We start from the raw sequence: 20,365 nt of genomic DNA, 5'->3' as shown, positions 1-20,365 counted from the left end.
ACACATTCAAGTTGAGATAAATCCACATTCCACCTAGTATTTATGTCTAATTAGATAAATTAAAAAATCGAGGTACTTGATGACAAAATTTAATAATAATCAATCTGACAATTTGTTTTCTCAGGTCTTCGGAGTGGCTAAAAAGCTCAGTTCTACAGGATTGAGTATCTTGCAACAGAACCAATCAGGTGACGTTAGTAAGGTAATTGAACCAATTCCAACTGGGAAAACAGTTGAAGGAAAATCGAGAACAAAAAGCCCATTTGAAGTTGAGCAATATGAAAGTCCTCAACAAATGCTACGTGAACAATTGCCGAAAGTAACTCGTCAGGTCTTTGGACGACATTTTACAAAAGTAAATGGTGTAGCTACATTTCTTTCCCCAGATTGGGATGAAAAAATCTCAGGTTATTTATTTGATTGGCTGAATGACTTTAGTTCAAAAAGCACCTTAAGTGAAAAAATCCTAGAAGAAGCGGGTGCTAAAGATTTATTTGAGCTCACTAAAGATACGGGCCGTTCTCAGCGTTTAAGTCAGGCGCTTATCGAACAAAATAAATTAATTGCAACTTTACAAGGTGCAATTACAGGCGTATCGGGTGTGGTTGGTGCTGCTGTAGATATTCCTGTTTCACTCGTACTGGTTTTAAGAACGATTTATCAGACTGGTAGATCACATGGTTTTGAACTTCTGGAAGTTACAGACCAAGACGTTGTCGAGTTTATCTTTAAAGAAGTTGATATTAGTCTGATTGCTGAAAAGCAAACTTTATTGATAGCTTTAAAAACATTACGAAATATGTTGGAAACGCAAGATATTCATCAATTTCAGCAAGTGTTAGGTTCAACTACCGATTTTGATACTTTAAAGAACTGGTTAGTCGATGAAGATGGGGAGTTTAAATGGGGGTGGTTAAACCGTATTCCTAAACTTTCAGCCTTTGGCAAAGTTACACCAGTTGCTGGTGCTGTTTTAAGCGCCGTATATAGTTGGAAACTACAAGAAGATGTTGGTCATAAAGCACAAGCCATTTTTGGTGCTGCAAGACATTATTTAAATGAGCATCCAAGTGAGCATTTATCTCCGTTACAGGCCTATTATGCTGCAGTAACGCTCATTCAGAAGGCGAGTCCTCGTCTTTTAAATGTGGGTGAAGATGGCAATATTCATGCAGCACATCATCATAAAGTAGAAAACCATGATGTCATTTCAAAAGTATCTATTGTCTTAAAGCCTACAGAAAGTAAAAAGAGTGAAGAAAAAATTCAGGAAAATGTTCATCAAGGTATTGAGCAACTTGCTGATAAACATGTTGAGGAACATGAGCATACTGAGCAAAAACCTGCTTTAACTCCTGAGGAAGATGAAGGAGAGTTGAATGATAAAAAATACTCTTAACAATACGCTTACAAATAAGAGGTTTAAAAATAAGATTTAAACTCTATTTAGATTTGTAAGTTATCCTGTCAAAGATTGATATGGTCAACATTTGGTAAGTATTGCCGTGTTGACCATTTTTGCATCTTAGCTTACAATTATGTGCCCTTAAAAAGAGGTATTTTCTTTTTAAGGTTTTTTAATAACGGGAGAATTGCCATATGGCAACAACGAATCAGTTGATCCGTAAGGGTCGTACGACTTTGGTTGAAAAATCCAAAGTTCCTGCGTTGAAGGCTTGTCCACAACGTCGTGGTGTTTGTACACGTGTTTATACAACTACACCTAAAAAACCTAACTCAGCTATGCGTAAGGTTTGCCGTGTTCGCTTAACTTCAGGTTTTGAAGTATCTAGCTACATCGGTGGTGAAGGTCATAACTTACAAGAGCACAGTGTTGTTCTTATCCGTGGTGGTCGTGTTAAAGACTTACCAGGTGTACGTTACCATACCGTTCGTGGTTCATTAGACTGTGCTGGTGTTAAAGATCGTAATCAATCACGTTCTAAATACGGTACTAAGCGTCCTAAGAAGTAATTCTAGGAAACTAGTCCAATAAGCCCTTTAGCGTTTCGCTTGTTTGAATTCTTCATAGATTTGTAATTCAAGCGACGTATAGTAAGGCCAGCGTCGTGTACATGACACTTGTACAAACTGCTGGATTATCCTGAAGTGTCATATTATTAGGTGTATTAAAATGCCAAGACGTCGCGTAGTCGCTGCTCGTGAGATCCTTCCAGATCCAAAATTTAGCAGCCAAACAATCGCTAAATTCATGAACCACGTAATGCAAGATGGTAAAAAATCTGTTGCTGAAGGTATCGTTTACGGTGCTTTAGAACGTGTTCAAGAAAAAAACAAAGTAGACCCAGTTGAATTTTTCGAGACTACTCTTGAAAAAGTTCGTCCTATGGTTGAAGTAAAAGCACGCCGTGTTGGTGGTGCTACTTATCAAGTACCTATGGAAGTACGCCCATCCCGTCGTACTGCCTTAGCTATGCGTTGGTTAGTAGATGCTGCCGCTAAGCGTTCTGAAAAAACGATGGCTTTACGTCTTGCTGGTGAGTTGCTTGATGCAGCTGAAGGTAAAGGTGCAGCAATCAAAAAACGTGAAGATGTGCACCGTATGGCTGAAGCTAACAAAGCCTTCTCTCACTACCGTTTCTAAGCGGATAAAACAGGCCTTATTCAGGAGAATATTCATGCGTACAGCAGCTCGATTCAACATTGCTCTTTATCAAAGTGGGAGCTTTGCAGGTATTTAAGTTGCCTGTTTGGATATTCGCGCGCATCAATTTAATTGGTGCGTCCTGTTTTAAATATAACATTTAGGAATGTAGACATCATGGCTCGCCAAACCCCAATTACTCGTTACCGTAACATCGGTATTTCTGCGCACATTGACGCAGGTAAAACAACTACAACTGAACGTATTTTGTTCTACACAGGTGTATCTCACAAAATTGGTGAAGTACACGACGGTGCAGCAACAATGGACTGGATGGAACAAGAGCAAGAGCGTGGTATTACAATTACCTCTGCTGCTACAACTTGTTTCTGGTCTGGTATGGGTAACCAATTCGAACAACACCGTATCAACGTAATTGACACCCCGGGACACGTAGACTTCACAATCGAAGTTGAACGTTCTATGCGTGTTCTTGACGGTGCTTGCATGGTTTACTGTGCTGTAGGTGGTGTACAACCTCAGTCTGAAACTGTATGGCGTCAAGCGAACAAATATAAAGTGCCTCGTTTAGCATTCGTGAACAAGATGGACCGTACTGGTGCAAACTTCTTCCGTGCTGTTGAGCAAGTTAAAACTCGTTTAGGTGGTAATCCTGTTCCTATCGTTGTGCCAATTGGTGCTGAAGATACATTCCAGGGTGTTGTTGACCTTATCGAAATGAAAGCGATTATCTGGGATGAAGCATCTCAAGGTATGAAGTTTGAATATGCTGATATCCCAGCTGACCTAGTTGATACGTCTAACGAATGGCGTACAAAAATGGTTGAAGCTGCGGCTGAAGCTTCTGAAGAATTAATGGACAAGTACCTTGAAGAAGGTGATCTTTCTAAAGAAGAGATCATTGCAGGTTTACGTGCTCGTACATTAGCTTCTGAAATTCAAGTAATGCTTTGTGGTTCAGCGTTCAAAAACAAAGGTGTTCAACGTATGTTGGATGCTGTAATTGAATTCTTACCATCACCTACAGAAGTTAAAGCGATCGAAGGTATCCTTGACGACAAAGACGAAACTAAAGCGTCTCGTGAAGCATCTGACGAAGCTCCGTTCTCTGCGCTTGCGTTCAAAATCATGAACGACAAATTCGTAGGTAACTTAACATTCGTACGTGTTTACTCTGGTGTTCTTAAACAAGGTGATCCGGTTTATAACCCAGTTAAATCTAAGCGTGAACGTATCGGTCGTATCGTGCAAATGCATGCGAACGAACGTCAAGATCTTGATGAAATCCGTGCAGGTGATATCGCAGCGTGTGTAGGTCTTAAAGACGTTACTACTGGTGATACATTATGTGATGAGAAAAACATCATTACTCTTGAACGTATGGAATTCCCAGAGCCAGTAATTTCATTGGCTGTTGAACCAAAAACTAAAGCAGACCAAGAAAAAATGTCTATCGCTTTAGGTCGTTTGGCTAAAGAAGATCCATCTTTCCGCGTTCGTACAGACGAAGAATCTGGTCAAACAATTATTGCTGGTATGGGTGAGCTTCACCTTGACATCATCGTTGACCGTATGAAGCGTGAATTCGGTGTTGAAGCGAACATTGGTAAACCAATGGTTGCTTACCGTGAAACGATCAAAAAGTCTGTTGAACAAGAAGGTAAGTTCGTACGTCAAACTGGTGGTAAAGGTAAGTTTGGTCACGTATATGTACGTCTTGAACCGCTTGATGTTGAAGAAGCTGGTAAAGAATACCAATTCGTTGAAGAAGTTGTTGGTGGTGTAGTACCTAAAGAATTCTTTGGCGCGGTTGACAAAGGTATTCAAGAACGTATGAAGAATGGTGTATTGGCTGGTTACCCTGTTGTGGGTATCAAAGCGACATTATTCGATGGTTCTTACCATGATGTCGACTCTGATGAATTGTCGTTCAAAATGGCTGGTTCATACGCTTTCCGTGACGGTTTCATGAAAGCTGATCCTATCCTTCTTGAACCAATCATGAAAGTTGAAGTAGAAACTCCAGAAGACTACATGGGCGATATCATGGGTGACTTAAACCGTCGTCGTGGTATGGTTCAAGGTATGGATGATCTTCCTGGTGGAACTAAAGCAATTAAAGCAGAAGTTCCATTGGCTGAGATGTTTGGTTACGCGACTCAAATGCGTTCTATGTCTCAAGGTCGTGCGACTTATTCTATGGAATTCGCTAAATACGCTGAAACTCCACGTAACGTGGCTGAAGGCATCATCGCTAAGTTCCAGACTGGCGGTAAAAAAGGTGACGACGAGTAATCTTTCGATTACTATAAGCCCAAACTAATTCTTAGTTAAAAACCAAGCGCTCGTGCAGTGACCCTGCATGAGCAGTTTATAAAGGAAGATCATCATGGCTAAAGCCAAGTTTGAACGTAATAAGCCACACGTAAACGTGGGCACAATTGGTCACGTTGACCATGGTAAAACAACTTTAACTGCTGCGATTGCAACTATTTGTGCAAAAACTTACGGCGGTGAAGCGAAAGATTACTCACAAATCGACTCAGCACCTGAAGAAAAAGCACGTGGTATTACAATTAATACTTCACACGTAGAATACGATTCTCCAATCCGTCACTACGCTCACGTAGACTGCCCGGGCCACGCCGATTATGTTAAAAACATGATTACTGGTGCTGCTCAGATGGACGGCGCGATCCTTGTATGTGCTGCGACTGATGGTCCAATGCCACAAACTCGTGAACACATCCTTCTTTCTCGTCAGGTTGGTGTACCTTACATCATCGTATTCTTAAACAAGTGTGACCTTGTTGATGATGAAGAATTACTTGAATTAGTAGAAATGGAAGTTCGTGAACTTCTTTCTACTTATGACTTCCCAGGTGATGACACTCCTGTTATCCGTGGTTCAGCTCTTGCTGCTCTTAACGGTGATGCTGGTCAATATGGCGAGTCTTCAGTTCTTGCTCTTGTTGAAGCGCTTGACTCTTACATTCCAGAACCAGAACGTGCTATCGATAAAGCATTCTTAATGCCAATCGAAGACGTATTCTCAATTTCTGGTCGTGGTACTGTAGTAACAGGCCGTGTAGAAGCTGGTATCGTTAAAGTTGGTGAAGAAGTAGAGATCGTTGGTATTAAAGATACAGTTAAAACAACTGTAACTGGCGTAGAAATGTTCCGTAAACTTCTTGACGAAGGTCGTGCAGGCGAGAACTGTGGTGTTCTTTTACGTGGTACTAAGCGTGAAGACGTACAACGTGGTCAAGTACTTGCTAAACCAGGTACAATCAAGCCGCACACTAAATTCGATGCAGAAGTATACGTACTTTCTAAAGAAGAAGGTGGTCGTCATACTCCATTCCTTAACGGTTACCGTCCACAGTTCTACTTCCGTACAACTGACGTAACTGGCGCAATCCAATTACAAGACGGCGTTGAAATGGTTATGCCAGGTGACAACGTTGAAATGTCAGTAGAATTAATCCACCCAATCGCAATGGACCCAGGTCTACGTTTTGCGATCCGTGAAGGTGGTCGTACTGTAGGTGCTGGTGTTGTTGCGAAAGTAACTGCATAATCACTTTCAGTGAAAAAAAGCGCTCTTTTTAGAGCGCTTTTTTTATATTTAATTGTCTAACAATCACTATAAAAGCTGGCCTTAACTGATATTTCAATGTCCTTATTTACCCTTAATCCTTTTTATGAAATTTGTATGATAAGAATCAAGAAAACGAACAATAAAGTTTGAGTAATTTGGATTACTTAATAAGGAGCTTTGGGTATGAATGCTAAAGTGAATATTACTAATCGCGCAGGGGCGAGCTTTCCTGTACGTCGTATGAACTTTGACTTTAATGATGTACCAGAATATTGGATGAATGGTTCTGCTGGACTCACACACTTTATGACAGCATTGTCGGCTTTGTTTCCGGCAGGTGAGAAATTCTTCATAGATAGTGTACGTGCTGTACGTTATCACCCATCTATTAAAGATGATGAAGCATTACAAAAAGAGATTAGTGCCTTCATTGGGCAAGAAGCAATGCATACTCAAGAGCATGTAAATTTTAATGCTTCTGCTCAAAAGTTTGGCCACGATGTAGAAACATTAGAGAATTTTACTGACAAGGCGATTCAAACAGCAATTAAAGCTTTTGTAAAAATTGTTAAACCTTTCGGTATGACCAAAGAAATGGTTGACCTGACAGCTACAACAGCACTTGAACATTTTACCGCTACTATAGCCTCACAGTTATTAGTTAATAAGCACATTCAAGAGCTTATGACAGATGAGACGATGTCAACGATGTGGTATTGGCATGCTATTGAAGAAAATGAGCATAAAGCTGTAGCTTTTGACGTGTACGAAGGTGTATTTGGTAAGGGTGTAAAAGCTTATGCCTTACGAACCAGTTCTTTAGTTTTTGCTATGACTTTAATCTTTTTGATTCAATCATCTTTTGTACTTCGTTTATTAAAACAAGACAATAAGTTGAATTTAAATGAACTATCAGTAATTTATAAATATGGATATAGCCCATCTAAAGGCATTATTACTGGTATGGCTAAAGAAATGTTAGCTTACTTTAAGCCTGGTTTTCATCCAAATGATTTAGATACAGTTAGTCTATTGAAAACATGGAAAGCAAAATTAGGTTTGTAATTTAAATCTATGTTGATTTGAAAGGGCTCATGAGTAGCCCTTTTTTCTTTTTAAGTATTATTTGCTAACCATAAGTATAAGTAAGTCTATGCACCTTTATGGGGTTATTAATGACCTCATCTGATATTTCTCTGTCCTCATCTGCACTTAATTGGTACCTCGAAAGACGTATGATTATAAATATTAAGAAAATAAATAAAGTTATATGTGAATTAGCTATTCACTTAAAAGGAGTCTGAGATGAATGCTAAGGTAAATATTTCCAATCGTGCTGGTGCTAGTTTCCCTGTGCGTCGTATGGACTTTGAATTTACTCAGGTCCCACGCTATTGGGCAAACTATGATGCGGCATTGACACATTTTATGACAGCATTATCGGCCCTTTTCCCAGAAGGTGAGCAGTTCTTTGTAAATAGTACTCGTGCTGTTCGAAATGATCCAAAGCTTGCTGATCCAGATCTTCAAAAAGAAATCAGTGCTTTTATTGGTCAAGAAGCGATGCATTCGAAAGAGCATTTAGCATTTAATGCTTCAGCGCAAGCTTATGGTTATGATGTTCGCCATATGGAAAAGCAAACAGGAAAAGTCATTAAGATGGGTACAGCTGTTGTAACCAAATTAATGAAACCTTTTGGCTACACTAAAGAAATGATTGATTTGACGGGAACATGTGCTCTAGAACATTTTACGTCTACCATTGCAGCTGAACTTTTACAAAACCCTGAAATTCAGGCGATGTTCCAAGACGACACGATGTATCATTTATGGATGTGGCATGCAGTTGAAGAAAATGAACATAAAGCCGTGGCATTTGATGTGTACACAAGCATGTATGGGCAACGTCCGAAAGCTTATTTTATGCGCTCAGCAGCTTTGATTATTGCAATGGCATTAATCTTTGCAACTCAATCTTATTTTACTGCTAAGTTACTCAAGACTGATGATAAATTAACGTGGAAAGATACGAAGTACATGCTTAAGTTTATGTATGGTCGTAAAGGTTTTATGACACGTCAAATTCCAGAGTTACTTGATTTCTTAAGACCAAAATTTCATCCAAATGATTCTGACACTACAGCGCTGTTAGCAACTTGGCGTGAAAAACTAGGTCTCTAAAAAGGATGGTAAAAAAGGGCAATTTAATTGTCCTTTTTTTTACTCGTTTTTTCTTGTGAAGTTTTTATAATACGCATTACTTTAGAACTTTGATTGTGCTGAACCCCATGATTCGTATTATGCAAAACACTGATGTTGATATTGTTGTACAAATCGAAAAATCAGTGCAAACACACCCATGGTCAAGACAGCAATTTGTAGAATCTTTGAATTCTTATCAATGCACTGTCATTGAGTCACAAAATAGAGTCGTTGGTTTTTGTATTTTACAACCAGTACTAGATGAAGCAAATTTATTGCTCATGGCCGTTGATCCTAAAATGCAAGGTCAGGGCTTAGGATATGAATTATTAAATGCATCAATTGATCAATTAAAAAATCAACCAGTACAAATATTTCTAGAAGTTCGTGAAAGTAATAAAGCTGCTATCGGTTTATATGAAAAAACAGGTTTTCACCAAATTGACCTGCGTCGCAATTATTATCCTACCCCAGAAGGGGGGCGGGAACATGCAGTCATTATGGTAAAAACCTGTACAGATGATTTTGCTTCTTTATTCTAAATTTTGATCTGAGTGCTTTTCATAAGAAAGTCAGATTAAAATTATTTAATAATTAAATTATTCCATTCAGAAGGTAACGTTGTCATAAGTGATGTACCTAACTGTTGAATTTCGTCGGGGGACAAGGATCTATTTAAGCGGCGCCATTGCCCATCTAGTAAAAGTTCTAAAGGGGTATATTGCGACTTATAATTCATTTTGGCTGAGTGCGGCACCCAGTAACCTAAATAAAGATATTCTAAACCAAGCGATTTCACATACTCGATTTGGTTCAAAATAGAGTACACACCAAGTGATCTACGATGTTCATCTGGATCAAAGAAAGTATAGACCGCAGACAGTCCATCATCCATTAGATCGCAGGTAGAAACACTGATTAAACGGTTATCTTTCCAAAGCTCTAAAAAGAAACTATCTGTACAACTATGTACTAAAAATTTTTCAAATTGATCTAAGCTAGGTGGAAACATGTCACCATCAGCATGACGTTCATTAATATAGCGTTCATATAAATCATAATGAATTTGAGCAGCTTGCTGAGTTGGCAAAACAGTCATGGTCAGATCTTGATTTCTTTTCCACGCTTTTTTCTGCATGCTGTTCATTTGGAAATCGGCAACTGGAACGCGACAAGACAAACATTGTCTGCATAAATGGCATTCAGGACGATAAACGAAGTCACCGCTACGGCGAAATCCTAAACGAGAAAGTTCTGAAAGAGTGACCACATCAATCCGATGAATAGGGTCTAAAAACACCATGCGCGCCGATTTATTTTCTAGGTAGCTGCAATCATGAGGTGGAGTAATATAATACTGCAGATCATTTAAAAGGGACTTCGGGTGATATGATTTCATGATTGGTCCCTCCTGTTATCATTCCATTAATTTTGCATCTAACGCTATTGTTTTACTTGAAAATACACGTTCTTGATACTTTTTCCAATTGATAGAGGGGTGAATAATTACATCTTGTAACGATTTTAAGTAGTCTTGACGAGAAAGTGTACAAGCTCCCAAGCTAATTAAGTGACTATTTACAAGCTGGCAGTCTACCCAAGGGAGCTGATTTTCTTGTCCAATCAGCATTAATGTATAAAAAGCCATTTTTGAAACATCAGTTTCATTACTAAACATTGATTCACCGAAGCATCCTTTGCCAATCGTAATGCCGTATAGACCTCCGACAAGTTCGTTTTGATCCCAGACTTCCACACTATATCCATAGCCAGCATTAAACATCTCACAATAGCCCTGAATAATATCTTCGCTAATCCAAGTTTCATCTGCATAACTTCTTGGTAAAGAACATGAGCGAATAACTTCTTCGAAGGCATGATTAACCGTAATTGTATAATCATGTTTTTTCATGTTTCTAAGGAGAGACTTGCTTGGCTTGTAATTTTGAGGATAGACCACACAACGAGGCTCAGGGCTCCACCAACAAATGGGTTCATCTTCATTGAACCACGGAAATAATCCGTGGGTGTATGCTTCATATAGGGTAGAAGGGGAGAGATCGGCTCCAATACAGATTAAACCATGACCATCTGGATCGGCTTCAATAGGGTCAGGGAAAATGAATTGAGAAAGTGGAAGTGTATTCATAAAAATAAAATAAGATCAGCTTTAAGGTTATGCTATAAAAATTAATATATGTCAGCTAGTCATTATTCTAAAAAAACAGCCGTTATAATAACGGCTGTTTTTAAACTCTAGAAATCTATTAATTAAAGATTATCTAGATATTTTTCAGCATCTAGAGCAGCCATACAGCCTGACCCAGCAGAAGTAATCGCTTGACGATAAATGCTGTCAGCGACATCACCAGCAGCAAAAACACCAGCTACAGAAGTTGCTGTTGCATTACCAGAAGTACCGCTTTGTACTTGGATATAGCCATCACGTAAGTTTAATTGACCATCAAACATTCCAGTATTTGGTTTGTGGCCAATTGCAACGAATAGACCATGAACCTCTACGTCTTGCTTAGATTCATCTTGAGTTGATTTAAGGCGAACACTTGTTACACCAGTATTGTCACCCAATACTTCTTCAACTTCGTGATTCCAGATAATGCTGATTTTGCCTTCTTTTTCTTTGGCAAATAAATGATCTTGCAAAATCTTTTCAGAACGTAAGCTATCACGGCGGTGTACTAGCGTTACATGTGAAGCAATATTTGATAAATAAAGCGCTTCTTCAACAGCAGTGTTACCACCACCTACAACCATTACTTTTTGGTTTTTGTAGAAGAAACCATCACATGTTGCACATGCGCTTACGCCTTGTCCCATAAAGTTTTGTTCAGACTCTAGGCCAAGATATTGAGCTGTAGCACCAGTTGCAATAATCAAAGCATCACATGTGTACTCTTCCATATCACCTTTTAGAACAAAAGGACGTACGTTTAAGTCCACTTCGTTAATATGGTCATAGACGAGTTCTGTACCAAAGCGTTCAGCATGTGCTTGCATACGATCCATTAATGCAGGACCTGTTAAACCTTCAGGATCGCCCGGCCAGTTGTCAACTTCGGTTGTTGTTGTAAGTTGCCCACCTAGTTGTAAACCTGCAATCAAAGTAGGTTTAAGGTTTGCACGTGCTGCATAGACAGCTGCACTATAGCCCGCAGGGCCAGAACCGAGAATAATTAACCGAGAATGACGAGCACTCATTGAGGGTATCCTTATTTATTTCGAGAATTTTGAAAATTATACGTGAATTTGCCGATCAATAGCGTTAAATCAATGTGGATAATATTGATCAGGTCAATCGAATTAAGTTATATAACAATATAGAAGTGCCTCATGTTAACAACAACTGTAAAGAATCATGCACCTTTTTTGTAAGAACAGGTGCATAATATAAAGTTCATTCGTTGAAGATCTAGAATGTAGTTCTTCACATCTCTAAACCAATAATTAAATGGGTTACAGGACAGTATATGACTGCGGTGTCGAGTGTTTATGCACAGCGCTTATTGATGACATTATTCTTGGTTTCTTTTGGGATTTATATGTTTCTGGCAACAGTAACATATACACCATTTGATCCGGGCTGGATGCATATTTCCAGTGATACTCAGCAAGTATCCAATGCAAGTGGTATTGCTGGCGCATGGATTGCAGATTTGCTGTTTGGTTTTTTAGGATGGGCAAGTTTGCTTATTCCAATTTTCCTTTTTATTGAAGCAATACAGGTATGGTGGCCACGTAGTTTTTTAAACCGCCCATTTCGTTATGCTGCACAATTCTTTTTAATTTTGGTTGTGTCTAGCCTGCTTTATTTACATTGGAATGTGCCGGCAGATACTTTAGATAATGCGGCTGGGGGCATTATTGGTTACGAGTTAGGTCAAAGCCTATCTCAACTGCTAACAATTTACGGTGCGACTTTATTCTTACTCATTTTCGGAGTGGTCTTGTTTACTCTTGCATTTGGGGTGCAATGGAGCAAAACATGGGTTACGCTCAAAGCGACACCAAGCTATTTACAAGATTTATTTTATAAAAACGTATCACCAAACGAATCCGATTATGACTTAACAACTCAGCCTGCTAATAAAGCAGCGGCAGTTAAAGTTGCACAAAACACTGAAGCCAATGCTTCAGATGAAAAAGAAGTGCCAGTTCAATCTGAAACTACTCAATCACAACCTACAGCAACACGACATGATGCGGTTGCTGAAAGGTTATTTGCAGATGTATTAGCGAAAGAGCAGAGCCGACCTGAACCTGTAGCAGTTGAGCCAGTTGCAAATACTCAAAACTTTGAACATACGCTTGAGCAGGCCCATAAGCTTGAAAAAGATAGCCAACGTTTAGTGGCTACGGGTGAAGTGTGGCGTGCTTTACAACGTGATGATGCGAGTCATAAGCAAGAAATTGATGCACTTTTAAGAGCAGCTGATGATTCAACAGAACAAGCTCCTGCTCATGATCAATTCCAGCAGACTATTTCACAAGTTCATCAAACTCAACCTACAGTTAAACAAGACCTACATGGTCTTGACTGGAATGATGATGAAATTTTTGATGAGTTGCTTGCTGCGGTTCCAAACAGTAAAACAGCAACAGATGTGCATACACCATTTGTTCAAGATCAACATGTAGAACCAGAGCCAACTTCGCAATCTGTGAATATTGCGAATGAAACATCTTCAAATATTTCAAATGTAAATCAGTCACCTAAAAATTTAGCAAATGAACAAGTTTTTGAAGACTTTGATGATTTATTAATAGATGAAGATATTGCACCTGCTGAACCTGTCAGAGCAAGTAGTTATGCGCAATCTTCAGCATTTGTAAAAGCTCCTATTCAAACGACTATTCAGGCCGATAAACTTTCAAAAGAAGAGTTTATTGAGGCATGGCAGGAAACTGCTGGGAAACCCCAAGAAAATCTTGATATTGATGAAGATGATTTCGATTTAGATGCGCCATTAACAGATGCAGCTGGTCGACCAATGTCTCGTGCAATGCAGGTTGCCAAGAAGCGTTTGGATTTACCAACTTTGCCAGGTCTTGATCTACTTGATAAGGTTGATCCAAATAAGAAAGTTAACTTCACTGAAGAGCAGCTTTCGCGTTTATCAGAATTACTTGAAATTAAGTTACAAGAATTTAATGTTAAGGCTCAAGTGGTTGAAGCTCAACCAGGGCCAGTAGTTACCCGTTTTGAATTAGATTTAGCACCGGGTGTTAAAGCATCTAAGGTAACCAATATTTCACGTGACTTAGCCCGTTCAATGTCGATGGCCTCTGTTCGTGTAGTGGAAGTAATTCCTGGTAAACCATATATTGGGATTGAAGTACCAAACAGTGCCCGTGAAATGGTGCGTTTGATTGAACTTTTGGAAACACCAACATATCGCGATCCAAGCGCATTAATTAGTATGGCGATGGGTAAAGACATTTCAGGTAATCCAGTATTAACTGATTTAGCGAAAGCCCCACACATGCTAGTTGCTGGTACAACGGGTTCTGGTAAATCGGTTGCGGTAAACTCGATGATTTTATCGATGTTGCTTAAATATACACCTGACCAGTTGCGTTTGATTTTAATCGATCCAAAACAGCTTGAACTTGCAAACTATAATGATATTCCGCATTTATTAACTCCAGTCGTTACTGACATGAAAGATGCAGTAAGCGCATTGAACTGGTGTGTGAATGAAATGGAACGTCGTTATAAGCTGATGTCGTTTCTTAAAATTCGTAAATTAAGTGACTACAACCGTAAAGTTGAAGAAGCAATTGCGAATGGGGAAGATCTAATTGACCCAACTTGGAAACCAAGTGATTCGGCGACACAAGAACGTGCACCTCGTTTAACACCATTACCATCTATTGTGATTGTTGCTGATGAGTTTGCCGACATGATTATGCAGGTGGGTAAAAAAGCAGAAGAAATGATTACGCGTTTAGCGCAAAAATCTCGTGCTGCTGGTATTCACCTGTTGCTTGCAACTCAACGTCCATCTGTTGATGTCATTACCGGTTTGATTAAAGCCAATATTCCAACGCGTGTCGCATTACGTGTAAACAGTAAAATCGACTCGCGTACTATCTTGGATGCAGGTGGTGCAGAAGATTTGCTCGGTCATGGTGATATGCTGTTCTTAGGGCCTGGTAAAATCGAACCTGAGCGTGTGCATGGTGCATTCATTAGCGATGATGAAGTCAACCGCATTTGTGATGCTTGGCGTGAACGTGGTGAGCCAGATTATGTCGACGAAATCTTGACTCCATTTGATGAAGAACCGACTTCACGTGGTTTTGAAGAGGGTGAAGGTGGTTCTGACCGTGATGCACTTTATGATCAATGTGTGTCATTCGTTTTAGAAACTCGTAAAGCTTCTACATCGTCGCTACAGCGTAAATTTAGTCTTGGTTATAACCGTGCTGCCCGTATCATTGACCAAATGGAAGAGAACGGCATTGTGAGCGCAATGGGGCCTAATGGTAAGCGAGATATTTTAGTTTAAGAACTTATCCCTAAAAAAAGCCTCTCTGGAGGCTTTTTTTATAATTTAAATAAACTGAATCTATTTATAAAATGACTTAAAGATTTTAACGTATAGTAAAAAATGCTAATGTATTTTTCCTAAATAAATAACAATGAATTAAATCTGGAGGAAAACATGTTACTTGCTCTAATTACTTTAGCTTTTATCCATTTTTGTGCACTTATTACTCCAGGACCTGATTTTTTTCTTGTATCTCAAACAGCGATTAGTCGATCACGTAAAGACGCTATGTTAGTGGTGGGTGGTATCACAGCAGGGGTTATGTTTTGGGCTTGTTTGGCACTGATGGGATTAAATCTTATTTTTGAGAAAATGGCTTGGTTAAAGCAAGGTTTATTCATCGCCGGTGGCTTATATTTATGTTGGTTAGGCTATCAGATGTTGCGTTCAGCATTTTCAAAAAATCAGCAAGAAGATAATGTTGCTGTAGAGCTACCAAAAGCACCTTACCTATTTTTTATTAAAGGCCTGATAACCAATCTATCAAATCCTAAAGCTGTTATTTATTTTGGTAGTGTTTTCTCTTTATTTTTAGCCAATCCTCAACTTGATCAGGTTCATTGGCTGCTCTTTATTATTGTCACAGTCGAAACAATTTTATGGTTCTGCTTTGTGACTTTTATTTTTTCATTACCAAGTTTTAGATCAGCTTATCGTAATTTTTCAAAATGGATTGATGGTATTTCAGGTGGTATTTTTACCGTATTTGGTATTTTCCTCATTGGTAATCGGTAAATTTAGATAAGAAAAAAGCCTCTTGAAGAGGCTTTTTATTTTTAAGCAAACTTTGCTAGAACTTCTAAAAATGGTGCCGATTGACGCGGAAATTTGGCAATCACATCATGGATGCGTTGGCCTTCAGGGTCTTTAGCATTAATATCGCGTCCGTCCGCAATAAATTGAGTCAAAAGACGTTCATAGTCTGTTGGACGCATATGTTTGAATGCATGGTAGAGCACATGAAAATCTGCGTTCACGCCCGCTGGCGGAAGTTGGTTGAGGTAGGCAAAAACACGCTCATCGGACCATTCTTCATTGAAAGTTGCTGGCTGTGATAATGCCATGACAATCTCCTCAGTTTTAAAAAAGGCAAAATAACTTGCGTTATTTTGCCTTGATTCTGTTTTATTGAATAGTCAGAAATAGAATTATCGTTCTTCAGGTAAATTGATATTCATTTCTAACATTTCGATATTAGCTTCAGAGCGAACCTGCATTTGGATATGCTGTTCGCCTACACCGCTGACATAACGACTAACCACTTGCATGATTTCTTTCTTCATCTGATCAATCTTGTCTTGGCTTAAACGGCGGCCTAAACCTTGTTCAGAAGCAACAATAACTTTCAAACGATCTTTGGCAGTTTGAGCACTTGATGGTTTTTCTTCACTGCTAAATAATTTACTCCAGAATCCTGCCATATCTACGCTCCAAATAGTCGTGCTAACCAGCCTTTAGGTTGAGCTGTGATGTGTCTATAAGGACGGTCTTCACCAAGAAAGCGAGCAACCAAATCATCATAACCCTGACCAGCTTTAGTTTCTGAATATAGAATTACTGGCTTACCTTCGTTTGATGCTTGTAATACACTTGGACATTCTGGAATAACACCTAATGTCGGTACGCGTAAAATATCTTTAGAAATATCATCAATGGTCAGCATTTCCTGACGGTCTGCGCGTTCAGGGTTGAAGCGTGTAATACATAAATGTTTACGTATACGTCCTTCGTTTTGTTCAACTTTTTTGGTTTTGCTATCTAACATACCAATAATACGGTCAGAGTCACGTACTGAAGAGATTTCAGGGTTTGTTACAATGATTGCTTCATCTGCATGATACATGGCTAAAATTGCACCACGTTCAATACCAGCAGGTGAGTCACAAATGATGTAATCAAATTCTTGAGATAGCTCATCAATAACACGAGCAACACCATCGTCGCTCAACGCATCTTTATCACGTGTTTGTGAAGCTGGTAAAATATAAAGGTTTTCGATATCTTTATCGCGAATAAGGGCTTGCTGCAGACGTGCTTCGTTGTTAATCACATTGACAAAATCATAAACAACACGACGCTCACAACCCATAATTAAATCAAGGTTACGTAAGCCTACATCAAAATCAATCACAACAGTTTTATGACCACGAAGGGCTAAACCTGTTGCAAAAGATGCACTCGTTGTAGTTTTACCTACACCACCTTTGCCTGATGTTACGACAACAATTTTGGCCACCGAATCCACTCCTATTATGGTCATTCACCCTTAAAAGGGCTGTTTTTTGGTGATTTGCTTAATAAACTAAAGTTCAATCGCTTCAAATTCAAGCTCTTGCTTTTCATTTAAATAAATATGTACTGGTTTTTTTACCACATGTTTAGGGATATCATCTGCGACACAATACGTTCCGGCAATGGAAACGAGCTCAGCCTCTAAAGATTGGCAAAAAATACGTGCAGCTGCGTGCCCGCCCGCACCAGCAATGACTCTACCACGAACTGTGCCATAAATATGTATATTTCCTGATGCAATCACTTCAGAACCACTATTCATGCCAGCTTTTAAAATAATATCGCCGTTATCTTGTACAAGGGATTGGCCTGTACGTAAAATTTCATCATGATAAGAGGTAATATGAGCAACCGCTATCTTGTTTAGTGGTTTTTTTGTTTCTGCTGAAGATGATGCAGGAGCGGTAGCAGGTTTTTCTACAATTGCGACTTGTTCTGTTGTGGCTTTAATACGCTGTAATGGTTGATCTGCCGGTAAAACAGGGAATTGAATAGCGCGAGCTTCATCTCCTAAAATACCGTCGATTACCGCCATAGGCTGTAGACCCAAGCTCACCAGAAGTTGAATTAATGCAATTAACTCTTGCTCAACCGTACTATCAATAATTACTAAAGTTCCTTGATAGGAACCTTCATTTAATATATTTGATAATTGCTGGCGGATCACATCATGATCATTGGTATCGAAGGTTATCCTGCTAAAGTTAACCATTCTGCCGGTAATCCGGATATCAGCCATAAGTCTTCCTTCAAGGCGTTAAAACGAGCTGTAATATCGTTAAGTTTATTGTAAATAGAGCAAATGCTAGAACAAATCGTGCCAATTCTCTAGCGTGTTTAATAAAAAATTAAGTAAATGCTTATTCTTTGATTCGATCATACTCCGCAAGCGTTTGTTGCCATTGTTTGACCTTGACCTGTTTTCGTACAGACTCCAGTGTCTCGAATACGACAGATTCAACCAATTGCTCAAGCTGACGATTATTAATATTTATTTCACTCACTTTTTGAGAAATTAATTGATAAGTAGAATTCGGACTGTTTGGTGAACCCTCAATTAAAGGTTCAATTAAACCTGCACTAATATTTTCACCTAATCTTTGGCCAATACTCTGAATTTGCTGTTCAATACGACCACCGACTAAAGGAATTAAGCGTAATAATTGAGTTAACTCAGGCGTATCAATAATAGCTTGATCTACAATTTTCCCAACACCTTTTGTTATTGCTGGTTTTTGTTCTTTTAAAGCAGTCGCTAAAGACTCTTGTAATAATGCTGTTAGGGTAGCAGTAAATTGCTCACGATGATGATTAACTAAGTCGTGAATAATCTGTTTATGGCTAGAACTTGTTTGAAGTTCATATCTAATGCCATCAATCACTGTAATAACAACACGATCGGAAAGTTCTTCCATGACAACGCGATAGTAAAATAAACCAGTCTTTCTCCAGCTTTCCGGAATAACTCGATAGCCCATTTCGTGTAAACGATAAGCAATAATCCCAGCTCGGAACAAACGTAGAAAACGAAGCTGAGGAATAATGGCTAAAATTTCATACCAGTGAATAAAAGGGAAAAAGAACCAACGTTTATGGTGTTTATTGATGATCGCAATGCTCCAGCGCACGAGCAGCTCAACAATTAAAAAACCAATAAACCAAGCTTCTGATGTGATCACCCACGGGTGTAGTGAATTACGGTAAAAGCTTAATATCTGGGGCAAATGAATGTGTTCAAAGAACCATGCCCCAATACTGCTCATTAAAAAGAAATTTGTAGCAAGACAGAACAGGTTAAAAATAATAATAAACACCATAAAGATGTCATAGATCAAAAACAGCTTAAACGAAAGGCTGTTTGGATCTACATGATGATATTTCGTTTTTTTCCCAGCGCTGTTTTGCATAATAACGGATGCTTTCTTAAATATTTGTAGAGGTATATTGAGATTTCATTTGCTCAATAAGTTGATCTTTTTCGGTCCAGATTTCATGCACCCATTGTTGAAAACGTTCACGGTAAACCGCATCGTCTTCATAGTTTCCACCAAGAACCCAGTCTGGAATTTCAATTTTACGCAAATTTACTGCAATTCTTGAAACATCACCGAGCCAGAAATCGCTATATCCAGGAACGCCATTCGGATAGACAATTGTCATATCAACTAAGGCATCAATTTTGTCACCCAAAATATTCAAGGCAAGTGCCAAGCCACCTGCTTTGGGTTTAAGCAAATGCTTATATGGCGATTTTTGCTGGTCATGTTTTTCTTGAGTAAAACGAGTACCTTCTAAATAATTCAATAATGTGAAGGGCTGGCTTAAAAGCTGCTCGCAGGCTTTACGTGCTTCCATCATGTCACGGTCTTTGAGCTCAGGATTCTTTGCAACCTGTTCTTTAGTGTGACGTTTCATCATTGGGAAGCCTAGAATTTTAAAAGCTTGCCCAACGAAAGGAATAAAGATGAGTTCCCATTTGGTAAAAAAACGGGTGAGTGGCATACGCGTTAAACCAAAATATTGATTCACCGTTGTATCAACCCAACTTTGGTGGTTACACGTCATGAGATAACGACCTTGCATATTTAGGTCAAGTCCCTCATCAATCGTGATATCCCATTTCAGATTTGGTAAAACATGGTCAATTAACCAATTATTTACCCCTAACCAGCTATTTGTAATTTGAATATTGGTTTCATCTATTTTAGATGATTTTTTTAAAAGCTTAGTCAGACCTAGTGCAAGAACAGGTGGACCATGAAAAAACGTACTTCCTGTAATGACTGTACCTACAGTGAGTCCACGTGTAATTTTTTTTAGCGCAGATTGCTTATTGGGTGCAGTTGACATATGAATGACCCCGAATGTCTAAAATCCATAGAAAAGTTGTTCAACTATAACTGTCATAATATGAAATACAACGATATCTTAGACAACAATGAAGAAATTGTGATGAGGTAGCATCTTAAAGTGCATCAAAATATTACAAAAAAGTAACTAAACTGTTTATTATTAACAAAATATCAATGTTTTATACTTCCTTTTTGTTTCATTATTCACTCAACAACAAAA

Annotated in this window: 19 protein-coding genes; 10 read left to right on the top strand and 9 right to left on the bottom strand. The window is 38.8% G+C overall.

Going from position 1 to position 20,365, the window contains the following annotated elements; all coding sequences use genetic code 11:
- Positions 1-79: 79 nt before the first annotated feature.
- From K6I41_RS14995 to rimI, 8 genes are all read left to right on the top strand, one after another.
- Positions 80-1,399: an EcsC family protein gene (locus K6I41_RS14995; protein ID WP_250374711.1), complete on the top strand. Its 1,320-nt coding sequence runs from the start codon at positions 80-82 to the stop codon at positions 1,397-1,399.
- A gap of 200 nt (positions 1,400-1,599) precedes the next feature.
- Positions 1,600-1,974: a 30S ribosomal protein S12 gene (rpsL, locus tag K6I41_RS14990; RefSeq protein WP_002050319.1), complete on the top strand. Its 375-nt coding sequence runs from the start codon at positions 1,600-1,602 to the stop codon at positions 1,972-1,974.
- Positions 1,975-2,134: 160 nt separating this feature from the next.
- Entirely contained in the window at positions 2,135-2,605 is a 471-nt protein-coding gene (gene rpsG, locus K6I41_RS14985) for a 30S ribosomal protein S7 (RefSeq protein ID WP_004638185.1), read from the top strand.
- Positions 2,606-2,782: 177 nt separating this feature from the next.
- Positions 2,783-4,921 carry an elongation factor G gene (fusA, locus tag K6I41_RS14980; protein WP_005303124.1) on the top strand — a complete coding sequence of 713 codons (2,139 nt, stop codon included), beginning with the start codon at positions 2,783-2,785 and terminating at the stop codon, positions 4,919-4,921.
- A 94-nt stretch (positions 4,922-5,015) separates the two neighbouring features.
- Positions 5,016-6,206, top strand: coding sequence for an elongation factor Tu (gene tuf, locus K6I41_RS14975; RefSeq protein WP_004794160.1), 1,191 nt, complete (start codon positions 5,016-5,018; stop codon positions 6,204-6,206).
- 204 nt (positions 6,207-6,410) lie between these two features.
- Positions 6,411-7,292: a metal-dependent hydrolase gene (locus tag K6I41_RS14970; protein WP_250374710.1), complete on the top strand. Its 882-nt coding sequence runs from the start codon at positions 6,411-6,413 to the stop codon at positions 7,290-7,292.
- Positions 7,293-7,532: 240 nt separating this feature from the next.
- Positions 7,533-8,408 (top strand): metal-dependent hydrolase, encoded by an 876-nt coding sequence (locus tag K6I41_RS14965; protein WP_250374709.1) that lies wholly within the window; start codon positions 7,533-7,535, stop codon positions 8,406-8,408.
- Between the two features lie 107 nt (positions 8,409-8,515).
- On the top strand, positions 8,516-8,971 hold the full coding sequence (gene rimI / locus K6I41_RS14960; protein WP_013198774.1) for a ribosomal protein S18-alanine N-acetyltransferase: 456 nt from the start codon (positions 8,516-8,518) through the stop codon (positions 8,969-8,971).
- A 41-nt stretch (positions 8,972-9,012) separates the two neighbouring features.
- Here the strand turns inward: rimI and K6I41_RS14955 are convergent, their stop codons facing one another.
- The 3 genes from K6I41_RS14955 to trxB form a co-directional block, all read right to left on the bottom strand.
- Entirely contained in the window at positions 9,013-9,828 is an 816-nt protein-coding gene (locus K6I41_RS14955; protein ID WP_005303129.1) for an arginyltransferase, read from the bottom strand.
- 18 nt (positions 9,829-9,846) lie between these two features.
- Positions 9,847-10,578 (bottom strand): leucyl/phenylalanyl-tRNA--protein transferase, encoded by a 732-nt coding sequence (aat, locus tag K6I41_RS14950; RefSeq protein ID WP_250374708.1) that lies wholly within the window; start codon positions 10,576-10,578, stop codon positions 9,847-9,849.
- 122 nt (positions 10,579-10,700) lie between these two features.
- On the bottom strand, positions 10,701-11,648 hold the full coding sequence (gene trxB / locus K6I41_RS14945) for a thioredoxin-disulfide reductase (RefSeq protein WP_013198771.1): 948 nt from the start codon (positions 11,646-11,648) through the stop codon (positions 10,701-10,703).
- A 269-nt stretch (positions 11,649-11,917) separates the two neighbouring features.
- Here trxB and K6I41_RS14940 point away from each other — a divergent pair, with 269 nt between their 5' ends.
- Both K6I41_RS14940 and rhtC read left to right on the top strand, forming a co-directional pair.
- Positions 11,918-14,959, top strand: coding sequence for a DNA translocase FtsK (locus K6I41_RS14940; protein WP_250374707.1), 3,042 nt, complete (start codon positions 11,918-11,920; stop codon positions 14,957-14,959).
- 156 nt (positions 14,960-15,115) lie between these two features.
- Positions 15,116-15,736 carry a threonine export protein RhtC gene (rhtC, locus tag K6I41_RS14935; RefSeq protein ID WP_250374706.1) on the top strand — a complete coding sequence of 207 codons (621 nt, stop codon included), beginning with the start codon at positions 15,116-15,118 and terminating at the stop codon, positions 15,734-15,736.
- A gap of 41 nt (positions 15,737-15,777) precedes the next feature.
- Here the strand turns inward: rhtC and K6I41_RS14930 are convergent, their stop codons facing one another.
- From K6I41_RS14930 to yihG, 6 genes are all read right to left on the bottom strand, one after another.
- Positions 15,778-16,065 carry a PA4642 family protein gene (locus K6I41_RS14930; RefSeq protein WP_003653274.1) on the bottom strand — a complete coding sequence of 96 codons (288 nt, stop codon included), beginning with the start codon at positions 16,063-16,065 and terminating at the stop codon, positions 15,778-15,780.
- 84 nt (positions 16,066-16,149) lie between these two features.
- Positions 16,150-16,422 (bottom strand): cell division topological specificity factor MinE, encoded by a 273-nt coding sequence (gene minE, locus K6I41_RS14925; RefSeq protein ID WP_000896934.1) that lies wholly within the window; start codon positions 16,420-16,422, stop codon positions 16,150-16,152.
- Between the two features lie 2 nt (positions 16,423-16,424).
- The gene (gene minD, locus K6I41_RS14920; protein WP_004794144.1) at positions 16,425-17,237 is read right to left on the bottom strand and encodes a septum site-determining protein MinD; all 813 of its coding nucleotides are present in this window, start codon (positions 17,235-17,237) and stop codon (positions 16,425-16,427) included.
- A 66-nt stretch (positions 17,238-17,303) separates the two neighbouring features.
- Positions 17,304-18,032 (bottom strand): septum site-determining protein MinC, encoded by a 729-nt coding sequence (gene minC / locus K6I41_RS14915; protein WP_004641649.1) that lies wholly within the window; start codon positions 18,030-18,032, stop codon positions 17,304-17,306.
- A gap of 121 nt (positions 18,033-18,153) precedes the next feature.
- Positions 18,154-19,200: a preprotein translocase subunit SecA gene (locus K6I41_RS14910; protein WP_107881037.1), complete on the bottom strand. Its 1,047-nt coding sequence runs from the start codon at positions 19,198-19,200 to the stop codon at positions 18,154-18,156.
- Positions 19,201-19,216: 16 nt separating this feature from the next.
- Positions 19,217-20,143 (bottom strand): 1-acylglycerol-3-phosphate O-acyltransferase, YihG family, encoded by a 927-nt coding sequence (gene yihG / locus K6I41_RS14905; RefSeq protein WP_013198766.1) that lies wholly within the window; start codon positions 20,141-20,143, stop codon positions 19,217-19,219.
- Positions 20,144-20,365: the final 222 nt, after the last annotated feature.

Source organism: Acinetobacter sp. AS23, assembly GCF_023612055.1.
Taxonomy (GTDB): domain Bacteria; phylum Pseudomonadota; class Gammaproteobacteria; order Pseudomonadales; family Moraxellaceae; genus Acinetobacter; species Acinetobacter oleivorans.
Note: the sequence above shows the minus strand (reverse complement) of the source record. Positions and strands in the feature narration are given on the sequence as shown.